Source organism: Vreelandella zhuhanensis, from assembly GCF_009793355.1.
GTDB classification, from domain to species: Bacteria; Pseudomonadota; Gammaproteobacteria; order Pseudomonadales; family Halomonadaceae; genus Vreelandella; species Vreelandella zhuhanensis.
In genome coordinates this window covers 109,599-119,797 of the sequence record NZ_WTKP01000001.1, presented here as the reverse complement: position 1 = coordinate 119,797, position 10,199 = coordinate 109,599, and the positions used below count along the sequence as shown (strand labels likewise).

General features: G+C 59.9%; 11 protein-coding genes. All 11 read right to left on the bottom strand.

Annotation, left to right across the window (positions count from 1 at the left end; translation table 11 throughout):
- Nucleotides 1–216, bottom strand: a complete 216-nt coding sequence (locus tag GPM19_RS00495) for a hypothetical protein (protein WP_160416942.1) — start codon at nt 214–216, stop codon at nt 1–3.
- On the bottom strand, nt 213–2,273 hold the full coding sequence (locus GPM19_RS00490; protein WP_160416941.1) for a 3'-5' exonuclease: 2,061 nt from the start codon (nt 2,271–2,273) through the stop codon (nt 213–215). The genes GPM19_RS00495 and GPM19_RS00490 overlap by 4 nt, the downstream gene beginning before the upstream one ends.
- A complete protein-coding gene (locus GPM19_RS00485; RefSeq protein WP_160416940.1) occupies nt 2,270–2,644 on the bottom strand; it encodes a response regulator transcription factor in 375 nt (124 codons plus the stop codon). Before GPM19_RS00485 ends, GPM19_RS00490 begins: the two co-directional genes overlap by 4 nt.
- Nucleotides 2,645–2,751: 107 nt before the next feature.
- Nucleotides 2,752–3,030 (bottom strand): hypothetical protein, encoded by a 279-nt coding sequence (locus tag GPM19_RS00480; RefSeq protein ID WP_160416939.1) that lies wholly within the window; start codon nt 3,028–3,030, stop codon nt 2,752–2,754.
- Nucleotides 3,031–3,156: 126 nt separating this feature from the next.
- A complete protein-coding gene (nth, locus tag GPM19_RS00475) occupies nt 3,157–3,795 on the bottom strand; it encodes an endonuclease III (RefSeq protein WP_160416938.1) in 639 nt (212 codons plus the stop codon).
- Between the two features lie 90 nt (nt 3,796–3,885).
- A complete protein-coding gene (gene iscB, locus GPM19_RS00470; protein ID WP_160416937.1) occupies nt 3,886–5,256 on the bottom strand; it encodes an RNA-guided endonuclease IscB in 1,371 nt (456 codons plus the stop codon).
- A gap of 307 nt (nt 5,257–5,563) precedes the next feature.
- Complete coding sequence (locus GPM19_RS00465; RefSeq protein ID WP_160416936.1) at nt 5,564–6,262, bottom strand: electron transport complex subunit E; 699 nt, start codon at nt 6,260–6,262, stop codon at nt 5,564–5,566.
- Nucleotides 6,259–6,900: an RnfABCDGE type electron transport complex subunit G gene (locus GPM19_RS00460; protein ID WP_160416935.1), complete on the bottom strand. Its 642-nt coding sequence runs from the start codon at nt 6,898–6,900 to the stop codon at nt 6,259–6,261. Before GPM19_RS00460 ends, GPM19_RS00465 begins: the two co-directional genes overlap by 4 nt.
- Nucleotides 6,897–7,967, bottom strand: a complete 1,071-nt coding sequence (locus GPM19_RS00455; RefSeq protein ID WP_160416934.1) for an RnfABCDGE type electron transport complex subunit D — start codon at nt 7,965–7,967, stop codon at nt 6,897–6,899. Before GPM19_RS00455 ends, GPM19_RS00460 begins: the two co-directional genes overlap by 4 nt.
- Nucleotides 7,964–9,637: an electron transport complex subunit RsxC gene (gene rsxC, locus GPM19_RS00450; protein WP_160416933.1), complete on the bottom strand. Its 1,674-nt coding sequence runs from the start codon at nt 9,635–9,637 to the stop codon at nt 7,964–7,966. The genes GPM19_RS00455 and rsxC overlap by 4 nt, the downstream gene beginning before the upstream one ends.
- Nucleotides 9,621–10,199, bottom strand: a complete 579-nt coding sequence (gene rsxB, locus GPM19_RS00445) for an electron transport complex subunit RsxB (protein ID WP_160416932.1) — start codon at nt 10,197–10,199, stop codon at nt 9,621–9,623. Before rsxB ends, rsxC begins: the two co-directional genes overlap by 17 nt.

The following is a 10,199-nucleotide window of genomic DNA, read 5'->3' as shown; positions in this document are numbered from 1 at the left end:
TCAGTGCTTTGAACCGTCTTCCATCAACCAGGCGGTCAAGCCGATAAGCGTGGCCCAGGCGATGAAAATATACAGTGGCAACCAGGACAATCCTGCGGCGGGCAGGGCGACTATCACCAACAGCAACGGCGGGCAGAACAGCAGCAAAGCGACGATGATCAGCGCGACAAGACGCTCCTGAACGCGACGCGGCCGATGTTGAGGTGTGATACTCATGAGGCGCTGGCGTCCTGCTTGTCGAAGGCATTGGACTGAAGCGCAAGCAATTGCTCCAGGGTGTCGATGCCACGCGCTTCCAGACGGGGTAGCAAGGCCAGCCAAAGCTCAGCGGTAACTCGCGCATCGCCCAAGGCAGTGTGGCGCGTGCCGGGCGGAAATTCCAGGTCGTAACGCTGGGCCAGGCTGTCCAGGTCGTGTCCATCGATAGCCTCGTCGAGCGCTCGCGAAATCAGCAGGGTATCCAGGACAGGAATATCGAAATCGACCCCCTTCTGGCTGATGGCAAGCATATCGAAGGCCGCATTATGCGCCAGCAGAACGGCCTCGCCCACGTAATCGCGAAAGCGTGCCAGGACGATGTCCAGCGGGGGTGCCCCGGCGACATCGGCATCGGTGAGCCCGTGAATTGCGGTGCTGGCTGGCGGGATGGGACGTTTAGGATCGACTTTCTGATCGAATACCTCGCTTGCCAGCAAACGGGCGTTGACCACCCGGCAGGCGCCCAGACTAATCACGCTATCACCCCGGCGTAACTCCAGCCCGGTGGTTTCGGTATCGAAGGCGACGACTTCCAGGCTGCGCAGGCTGCGGCTGGCCAAGGCTTCATCGGGAGGCGGCAGATCAGCAATACCGAAATCGTGAAATTCCGGGCGGGGTTGGGTTTGTCCCCGGGGTGCACCAACGCGCTCGGTAGCCGGCAAGGGCAGGCGCAGCCGGGCGTATTCGCCACCCGGGTCGGCCAGGCTCCAGATATCGCTGGCATGCTGGCGCAGCACGTCGCTGACCTTGGGGTTGAGCGGAAGCGATGGTAAGTCTTGCTGGCACCAGTTGGCTAATTCACGCTCGGGAATCGGCTTGCCACGCCATATAAGATCCAGGTACACCCGCTTGTTGCCAAGACAGACCTCGCCCTCGAACCCGTTGTCCGGCAGATAGGCGCTCAGATACTGCACCAGGGAATCCAGCAGCGCGATCAAGGCCGGGGCGTCACCGCGAAACCAGGACGGCATGCCGATCGGGGTGATCAAGCGATGCTCCGGGTCGAGGCGCTCATCGAGTGCCTGCCAGAAATCATTGGACCACATGGGTGTAAGGCGTTCGCCCTGCTGGTGCATTGCCTCGAGCAGTGCGCCCATCCGGGCAACGTTCTCGCCCAGGGTCTGGCTTTCTTCATCGATGACACTTTCCAGACGCTGACGCAGCGTTATGCTTTGTGTTCCCTGTTCGCGTAGCTGGATCAAGGCATCGGCGGCGCTGGTCAAACTGGCGCTGTGGCGGCGCAGGGTAGGCAGCATTTCGGCAAGTTCGGCGCGTATTCCCATTTCACGCGACCAGGCGGCGGTGGCGTCGTTGAAGGTCAGGAGGGTTTCGCCATCACTGCCGGGAACCCGGCGCAGCACCACTCTCAGCCAACGTTCTTCACAGGGAGTCAACAATTCGCGTGGAGAACCGTCAGCGGGCAGTTGGCTGAGCACCTCCTGTAGGCTGGCTACCGGAAGAAGGGCTTCAAGGCGCTTGCCTAACCCCAGACTGGTATTGCCATCGAAAAAATCTTCCGCAGCCTGGTTGAAGAGCATCAAGCGGCGATGTTGGTCGCACAGCAATAACGGCGTGTCCAATACTTGCAGCAAGGTTTCCAGTTCCTGACGAATCCGGGCGGCGCTCCGGGCGCCTTCGGTATGGGCCGTGGCTAAACGGCTACGATCCGCACGCCAGCTTTCTCTGACGCGACGTAAATCGGGACCCAGGCTTTTCAGCCAGCCTTCCGGGGGATATTCATCCCGGGCATCCGGGTTGGCCACCAGCCGGGCCAGTTGCACCTGTAGGTGACGCAGGGGAGTGAACAGCATGCGTTCGAGCAACAAACCCACCAGAAAAATCGTTCCGCCACCGGAAAAACTGCCTAGCCATAACGCGAGGCGGGTGATGCCTTCGGGTTGTAGCTGGGCGTCGAGCCACATGGCGAAAACGGCACCGCCAAAAATACTGACTCCGCTGAGAGCCAGCCACAGGCCGATCAGCTTCTGACGTTTGGGCAGGCCGCGTGAGGTCATTTATCCGTCTCGGCGAGTAGCGCCTTGACCTTGCTGACCAGCGCCTGAGTGGAAAATGGCTTGGTGATGTAATCATCGGCACCCAATGCCATGCCTTTTTCACGTTCGACCTCGCGGCCGTGGGCGGTAAGCATGATGATGGGCAAATGCGCCTTGTCGCTGTCAGCACGAAGCTGCTCGAGGACATCGAAGCCGCTGATCCCGGGCAAGCTGATATCGAGCAGAATCAAATCCGGTACTGTGTCCTTGACGCATGCCAGGGCACTTTCCCCATCTTCGGCAGTGACTACATCAAACCCAGCCTGTTCCATCAGAAATTCCAGCGAGAGTACGATGTTGGGTTCATCGTCGACCACTAGCACTCTGGCCATTGAGGTTCTCCCGGTGTTGTTCATTATTAGTATGTGGCGTTATTCAAGGAGTCTAGAGGGTGCGGGAATACCGGCCAAGACGACCTTGGCCGAATGGACGCACCGCTTCAGGGCTCGGGTTGTTTGGCCGGTCGCAACTTGGGTCCCAGCGGTCCCAGCCATAACCACACCTGCAAGACCACCAATACCGGCAGCAACCAGGCCGGTGCCCCGGTTACCGAGGCCAGAACATAGTGGATCATGAATGCGGCGATACCCCCCAGCAACCCGAGGACGGGAAACAGAAAGGGGCGCTGGTAGCCGGGTCGCCGAGTCAGGCGGAACAGAGAACCGGTAAAGGCACCGAAAGACGTAGCTAATAAAAGGGGAAGCCAGATATCTTGCATGAAAACCTCGAAAATGAATCATTAATCCCCAGCAGACTAGCGCCTTGGACAGGGGCGAGGCTCTACGACCTTCGGGCTAAACTGGCTATAAAAGTGGGTTTTCAGGTTTTAAGCGTAAATTTTCAATCAAGTCAGCTCGGTCTTGTCCGGGTACTCGCAGAGATCTTCGATGATGCAGCTGCCGCAGCGTGGCTTGCGTGCAACGCAGGTATAACGGCCGTGAAGAATCAGCCAATGGTGGGCATCGTGGAGAAATTTCTTGGGTACATGACGCAACAGTTTCTGCTCCACTTCCGTCACATTCTTGCCCTTGGCGATGCCGGTACGGTTGGCGACACGAAAGATATGCGTATCCACTGCAATGGTGGGTTCGCCGAAAGCGGTATTGAGAATCACATTGGCTGTCTTGCGCCCTACGCCGGGCAGGGCTTCGAGATCCTCCCGGCGCCGGGGCACTTCGCCATCGTGTTTTTCGAGCAGAAGACGGCAGGTTTTCATCAGGTTGTTGGCCTTGGTGTTGTAAAGGCCGATGGTCTTGATGTGCTCTTTCAGGCCGTCGAGGCCCAGATCAACAATGTCCTGGGGGGTATTGGCCACGGGAAACAATCTGTCCATGGCTTTGTTGACCCCCACATCCGTGGCCTGTGCGGAAAGCAATACGGCGACCAGCAATTCGAACGGGCTTTTCCATTTCAATTCGGTGGTGGGGTTGGGGTTTTCCGCTTTCAGGCGCGCGAAAATCTCGTAACGTTTCTCGGCATTCATCGTTTTGCGCGGGAAACCCGGTTACTTTAGCGCCGGGAGGGATAGCGCGTCGTGCGCAGCACGACTCGGGGCTCCCTGTCCGCGCCTCCTTTAGTGTTGAATGGTGGGTAGTGGGTGGTAGCCGTAGCCATCACCGCGTTGCAGCAGGGTGCAGTGGCGCCAGGAGATACCCTGGACCGCGCCCTGTTCGGTCTGAATATTGAAACTGCCGGTCTTGCGGATGGCCACGCGACCTGTGTGTGTTCCGGCCTTCTTGCCGCTGGGCACCACCGCCCTGACCCTATCGCCGGTCTGAAAGCCCTGCACTTGCTTCTGCCGCATCAAATAGCCCCGTGGGAAGCCGTACTTGTCGAGGCGCGTGCGCTGATAACTGCCGCGCCCCATGGCCTTGATGACCTGGGTGGGTACCCGCCAGCCTTTCAGGGTATCGAACTTGCCGACACAGGCCGCATCCAGGGCGTGGGTCTTGGGAATGCCCAGCCGCTGACGGTTGTACTTGGTGCGACCGCCACTGCCCACGGCGACCGGCAGGCCGGTAGTTTTCATGGCTCCGAACAGCGCCCAACGGGTGGCGTTGACGGCAGTGGCATCCCGCAGCGGTAATTTGAGCTGGCGCTGGACGCGCTCAAGGCGGACTTCCGCCGACAAGCCATTGGCTTTGAGGCGTTTCTTGAGTCCCTTGTTGGTGGCAAAGAAATCAGCAAGCCACTGGCTGTCCTTGGTCTGGTTGCAGTCGTGACAGGCGATGGTCAGGTTGGCCACCCGGCTAGAGCCGTTCCGAGATTTCGCTACCACATGCTCGATCTCCAGGGGCGTATCACCGGTACCGCAGTAGGCGCACTCTCTACCCCATTTTTCCAGCAGGTATTCACGCACCTCATAGCCAAGCAAGGTGCCTTGCTGGTACTCGACCCCGGAAATCTCCGGGTTTTCCATCTTCTGTAAATCGAAGCGCACCAGCTCCATGCTCAGGTGAGTCACGGGTGCCCAACGGCAAAGCTTGTTCACCCAGGCAATGGTCGTATCGACTCGGTGTTGCAGGCTGGGTGGTAGCCAGCCCTTCTTGCGCGTGCGGTTATCAAAACGCGGCTGACGATAACGCAGATTCTTGCTGCGACGCCGACGCCGAAAACCGGCACGTTGCTCCAAGGCTTGGCGAATCTGGAAGCCCCGATGCACCAACTGAAACAGGCAAAGCACATGGCGGGTTGCCGGGGCTTGCTCGTCCGTCGCGTTTTCTTCCAGACGCATCAGCGCCAGCCCGGTTTCCTTGCTGCCCGGATCAATGCCCAGCAACGTCGGCTGCAAGGCGCAGTCACTCAGGCACCGATCACGCAGGCGGATCACAAAAGGGGTCAGGTTCACCACCGCCGCCCGACCACGCTCCAGCAATAGCCGTGCGCGTTTTTCGCTACACGGCATCAACGGCTGCTTGTTCTTTCCCAATACGAACACCGCCATGCGATCTCCTTCTTAAATAGAACCCTTACGGGCCTGGTGACGCAGGTCTTCCAACCTGTCTCCCCTCGGGAATGTCTGCAACCGGCTCCTACCTTGCGGTAGCGATCAGAACCTTCGGCGCTTTACCTTTCGCCAGCATGATCCTGATCTTCCAGAGCGCCGAACTGAGCGAAGCATTCGGCGGTGGGTCTTGACGACCTATTGCAAACGTAGCGGGTTGGCTACCGCTTTCCCTGGTCAACCGGGCTTGCTGTCACAAGCCTCGTCCTTTAGGGCGAGGTAGTTGACGGCTGACTCTCTGCTGGCTCTATTTGATCGTGCCGGTGACCCGCACGCGACGCTCCGGCCGTTCGCTGGGCACGGCTTGGCGTCGCTTTTGGCCACGCTCATCCAGAAGGTTCTTCCCGGCAATCAAAAGGCCTGTGACGAAGAAGGCCCCGGGCGGCAAGACGAAAAACAGGAACTGATAATCGGCGATCAGGATGAGCTCCCAACCGGTGGCCATGGGGCCGAACAGTAACGGCATGCCGCTGAACAGGGTGCCCTGGCCGAGCACTTCGCGTAAGGCACCGAGCACTAGCAGTACCGCAGCGAACCCCAGTCCCATCATCAGACCGTCGGTGGCTGCGGGCAGTACCGGGTTACGCGAGGCGAACGCATCGGCACGCCCGAGAATCGCGCAGTTGGTCACGATTAGCGGAATAAAGATGCCCAGTATCTGGTAAAGCGCGTAGGTGTAAGCCGCCATCAGCAATTCGGCGCAGGTCACGAAGGCGGCGATGATCATCACGAATGCCGGCAGGCGCACCGAGGCGGGGACCTGGTGGCGAATCAGGGAGACCGCGGTGCTGGCGCCCACCAGCACCAGAAGCGTGGCCAACCCCAGCCCCAAGGCATTGACCACGCTATTGGTGACCGCCAGCAACGGGCACAACCCCAGCAGTTGCACCAGCGCCGGGTTGTTTGACCACAAGCCATTGCGGGCCAAGTCATTGAACTGGCTCATGGCGAGCTCTCCTCAAATGTATCCAGCAACTGATGTTCCTCGACATGGAGCAGGGCTTGATGCACCGCCGACACCACTGCACGCGGTGTGATGGTGGCGCCACTGAAACTGTCGAAAGCGCCACCGTCCTTGTCCACCGCCCAGTCGGAAGGCGTCAGGCTTTCCAGAGACAATCCATCGAAGCGGGTAATCCAGGCGCTCTTGCGTCGCTCTATCTTGTCACCCAGGCCGGGCGTTTCCTGATGATATGTCACCCGCACCCCGCTGATACGAGCGTTTTGATCGAGTCCCACCAGCAGATGAATTGCTCCGCTGTAGCCTTGCCGGCTCACTACCGGCAAGATCAGCGCTTGGTGGTTGCCTTCATGGACTCGCCAGCCTTCTACGGTCTCGGCCTCCTTATGGCCCAGGGAGCTAGCCTCCGGCAGCCGAAAAGCACCATCGAGGAGGGTATGTCCTTCAAGCTGATCCAAGGGGTCAGGCAGCACCTCACGTAGCTGTCGATGCTGGAACGCAAGCTGGTTGGTCTCGATACGTTCAGCGGTGAGGGCCCGGGTGAGGCCGACACTCCCGGCGGTAATCAAGGCAAAGCAGCCGAGTGCCAAAGCGCCTCTGAGCATCGCTTGAGCGATTGTCATGAACGGTCCTCCGGCGGCAGTTGATAACCGCGTGTTGGTGCCGAGTGACCCAGGGGGCGAGGGTCGCTGTAGTAATCCAGCAAGGGGGCCGCCAGGTTCATCAACAGAACGGAAAATGCCACGGCGTCCGGGTAGGCGCCGTAAGTACGTAGCAAGATTACCAATAGCCCGATGGCCGCGCCGTATATCAGCTTGCCCTTGCGGCTGGTGGCGGCTGAAACCGGATCTGTCGCGATAAAGAACGCCCCGAGCATGGCGCCGCTGGTGAAAAGATGAAACGCAGGTGAGCCATGATGGCTGGGATCGCCCGCATATAACAAGGTGGCAAGCGCCAGCATGCTGCCGAGCATGGCCAGCGGAATGTGCCAGCTGATGATGCGCTTGTAGAGTAGCAGAATGCCTCCCGCCAACCAGGCCAGGGCGACGTGCTGCCAGGCAAGCAGCGTACCCGGTGGCAACGGATTAGCCGCCCAGAATTCACTGGCCATGAGGGCTTCACCCTTGTGCTTGAAGGCATCCAAGGGTGTCGCCCCGCTTAATGCATCCAGCTCAGTGGCCGACATCATCCCCATGAATTGACGCAAGGTAGCAAAAACATCTTCCCCCATGCCGGTGGGAGGCGACCATAAGGTCATTTGAGTGGGAAAAGATACCAGCAGCAGGGCGTAGCCGACCATTGCCGGGTTGAAGGGGTTATGGCCCAGGCCGCCGTAAAGATGCTTGGCAATCACAACGGCCGCGATCATGCCTACGCCAATCAACCACCAGGGGCTGGCGGGAGGCAAGGAAACGCCCAGCAGAACGCCGCTCAGCAGGGCGCTATGATCGCTCAAGACCGGGCGGATGCTGCGCTTTCTCAGGCGTAGCATCAAAGCTTCAAGCCCCATGCCCAGCAAGCCGGAAAAAATTATATTGGTCAGCACGCCGATACCGAAATGCCAGGTCATGACGCCAATGCCGGGCAGCATCGCCAGCAGCACCCAGCGCATCAGCCGGGCGGTATCAGGCGGTGTGGTACGGCTGGCAAGGCCGGTGTCGGCGTGAGATGAGGCATGCATCATGCTCATGAGGCGCCCTTGTCGGTCTGGGGAGTATCAGAAGCGGTTTCGGCGCGTGCCGACGCCAGGCGAGCCTCGGCGGCTTCAAGGTTTTCACGGGCGGTGGCCACTTGGGTTTCCAGGTCGCTGAGATCCTGATGAGGGTCCTGCTGTGCGGTGCGCGCCAGGGCCTTTTCGGCTTTCTTCACTGCTGCCTTGGCGGCCACCTGGGCAATACGCAAGCCCTGCAAGTCGGCTTGCCCCGCAGCCGGCGAAGACGCAGGGGTGGCGCGGCGGCCGGCGTTGCGGCGCGCTTCACGCCGGGCCTGCTTTTCGGCTTCCTCGCGGGCTAGCCGCGCCTGGCGGAATTCGAAGCGGTGGCGCGCATGTTCTGCCTTGGCCGTTTCGAGTCGCTGATAGCGGATGCGTTGCTTGGCGTTGCGGTAGTCTTCGACCAGCGGAATGTGGCTGGGGCAGACGTAGCTGCAGGCGCCACATTCAATGCAGTCGAATAGATGGTAGCGGGACAGGCGTTCGTCCTGTTCGGCTCGAGCGTACCAATGCAGCTGCTGAGGAAGCAGCGCTGCCGGGCAGACCTCTTCACAGGCACCGCAGCGGATGCAGGGCTGCTCGGGCGGCGATGGCGGAAGTTCTTCTTGAGTGGCGGCAATCAGGCAGTTGGTGGCCTTGGTGACCGGCAGTTCAAGGCTTTCCAGGATTGCCCCCATCATCGGGCCACCCTGAATCAGTCGAAACAGGCGTTTTTCCTCCAGCCCGGCGGTCTGGAGCAATGCCCCAATCGAGGTGCCCAGTCGGGCGATCACATTAGCCGGTCGCGCAAGCGCCTCTCCGGTCAAGGTCAGGATACGCGACACCAGGGGTGTGCCATCGCGTACCGCCTGCAAGGCGGCCAGCAAGGTGCCCGGATTATGGCAAAGCACGCCCACATCCGCCGGTAATCCGCCGCTGGGCACTTCTCTGTCGAGGAGTTTCTTGATCAACTGGCGCTCACCGCCGCTGGGGTAGCGGGTGGCGATGACCTTGAGTTCCACCGGCAGGGGTATGCTATGGCTTAGCGCCTGGCTCAAGATGGCGATGGCCTCAGGCTTGTTGTCTTCGATACCGATCAGGATGCGTTTGGCGCCTGCCAGATGCGCCATCAGCTGGGCACCCTCCAGAACATCCAGCGCAAAGGTACGCAACGTCATGTCGTCGGCGGTGATGTAAGGTTCACACTCCGCGGCATTGACGATCAAGGTATCCAGCGCATGACGCTCACGTACTCGAGCCTTGATGTGAGTGGGAAAGCCCGCGCCACCCAATCCCACCACGCCGCTTTCATCCAGCCGTTCGCGCAGTATTCGTGAGTCGGTAGTGCGCCAGTCAAGGACGGGCATGAGCAGCCATTCATCACAGCCGTCACCCTCTATGGTTATTTGTGTGTCCGTGAGCTCAGATACATGGCCGCTGATGCTGGCATGCACGTCGGCGGAAATCATGCCGTCACGCCGGGCGATGCATTCACCAGTACGCACGTATTGGCCAGGCTCGACACAGGCAAGGGCGGCATTGCCACTGTGCTGTTTCAGCGGCAATACCACCCGTGACGGAAGCGAAGCAGCACTCAACGGTACCGAGGTGGACGATGTCTTGCGCTCAGGGGGATGAATGCCGCCGGGAAATTCAAAGGCGCGCGCCATGGTTGGCTCCTTCTTGCTCCAGCGGTAATAAGGTTACCGGTTGCCAGGCATCCAGCCGGGGAAGCATATCGATACAGTCCACCGGGCAGGGGTCGATACACAGATCGCAACCGGTGCATTCAGCCGCAATGACCGTATGCATTTGTTTAGAGGCACCCAGAATGGCATCCACCGGGCACGCCTGAATGCATTTGGTGCAGCCGATGCATTCCTCTTCGCGGATAAAAGCCACCTTGGGAGTATCCTGGGCGACACCGTCCAAGGGTGTAGGCTCACGCCCCAATAAATCAGCCAAGGCCTGGATGGTGTCCTCGCCACCGGGCGGGCACTTGTTGATGTCATCGCCGGCGCTGATCGCTTCGGCGTAAGGACGACAGCCCGGATAGCCGCATTGGCCACACTGCGTCTGAGGGAGCAAGGAATCGATCTTCTCGACGACCGGGTCGCCCTGTACCTTGAAGCGCTCACCGACAAAGCCCAGCACGGCGCCGAAAACCACCGCCATGCCGACTAATACGACAATCGCGCTGATAAGGGTATTATCAGTCAACCATTGGATCAT